The sequence below is a fragment of the Plectonema cf. radiosum LEGE 06105 genome, assembly GCF_015207665.1.
GTDB lineage: Bacteria > Cyanobacteriota > Cyanobacteriia > Cyanobacteriales > Nostocaceae > Rivularia > Rivularia radiosa_A.
Window position 1 is genome coordinate 1 of record NZ_JADEWL010000309.1, and the last position, 1,428, is coordinate 1,428.

2 protein-coding genes are annotated in these 1,428 nt (G+C 43.8%); both read left to right on the top strand.

Annotation, left to right across the window (positions count from 1 at the left end):
• Positions 1-712: TonB-dependent siderophore receptor (locus tag IQ247_RS32990; RefSeq protein WP_228060242.1), on the top strand; the 712-nt coding region annotated here is incomplete at its 5' end.
• Entirely contained in the window at positions 681-1,340 is a 660-nt protein-coding gene (locus IQ247_RS32995) for a TonB-dependent siderophore receptor (RefSeq protein WP_228060243.1), read from the top strand. The genes IQ247_RS32990 and IQ247_RS32995, both read left to right, overlap by 32 nt.
• The last annotated feature ends 88 nt before the right edge of the window (positions 1,341-1,428 follow it).

Here is a 1,428-nt window from a genome sequence, read left to right on the forward strand (position 1 = left end):
CCCCTTAACAAGGGGAGGGGAAGGGGAGGGGTCAACCCAGAAAGATGAGACGATTGAGTTGGTAGTCACGGGTGAGCGTTCGGGGTATCGGGTTCCCAATAGTTCGACTGCGACCAAAACTGACACACCATTACGGGATATTCCCCAGTCGATTCAGGTGATCCCGCAGCAAGTACTAGAAGATCGTAACGTCACAGAACTAAGAGATGCAATCGAAACCGCAGGTGGTGTCACTTCTACTGGTGGAAGGAGTTCGAGTTTTTTTGGAGAAAATTTCCAAATTAGAGGTTTTGCGACTCGAAGTAGTATCTTCCGAGATGGGATTCCTACCTTTAGTATAGGAGTATTAACTACTAGCGATATCGAAAGTGTTGAGATACTCAAAGGTCCGGCTTCGGTATTATTCGGTCAGGGAGAACCCGGTGGAGTTATCAATCTGGTTTCTAAAAAACCTTTATTTGAGCCTTTTGCTTCTACCTCCTTTACAGTAGGAAGTTTTGATACTTATCGAGGAGCTATTGATTTATCTGGACCGTTGAATGATTCCAAAACAGTCCGGTATCGTTTAAATGCATCCTACGATGACTATGGTAGTTTCCGCGACTTTGTTGATGGCGACCGTTTTTCCATAACACCGACTGTTACGTGGGATATCAGCCCCGATACTTCCTTAAATGTTTATGTTTACTCCAGGCTATGGCATAACCGCTGATGGTGAAGCCTTCGAGCCAGAAAGGGGACGGCAGTTTGAAATCGGTGCTAAGGCAGATTTAACTGATAAACTCAGCCTGACTTTAGCAGCTTTTGATATTCGCAAACAAAACGTCAGTACAGACGACCCCGATAACTTGGGTTTTTCTATCCAAACCGGAGAACAAACCAGTCGCGGAATTGAACTCAACTTGGGAGGAGAAATTTCACCGGGGTGGAAGATGACAGCAGCTTATACTTACTTAGATGCTTTTGTGAGTGAAGACAACCCCGATAGCCAAGGAAATGATTTTGAAGGAAATCGTCTTGCTAAGGTTCCGGAAAATCAATTTAGTTTATGGACAACCTACGAAATCCAAAAAGGTAATCTTGCAGGATTGGGGTTTGGTTTGGGGCTGTTTTATGTAGGGGAACGTCAAAGGGATTTAGATAATACCTACACGCTTCCGAGCTATTTTCGTACCGATGCAGCTTTATTCTATAAACGGGATAATTGGCGTGCCCAATTGAATATCGAAAACCTGTTTGATATCGATTATTTCCGTTCGGCGAATTATAGTTTCGTAGGAGGTGGGGTTAATCCTGGAAAACCTTTTGCTGTTACCGCATCGTTTGCGATTGATTTTTAAGAGCATATCTGGTTTATTGACTGTAAATTCTGAAACACCCCCCTTAATCCCCCCTTGTTAAGGGGGGAAATAGTTCCCTCTCCTTTAT

Bases quoted from the DNA above. Each gene is read 5' to 3' on its own strand.
- IQ247_RS32995 (WP_228060243.1), top strand. From the start codon at position 681: ATGTTTACTCCAGGCTATGGCATAACCGCTGATGGTGAAGCCTTCGAG.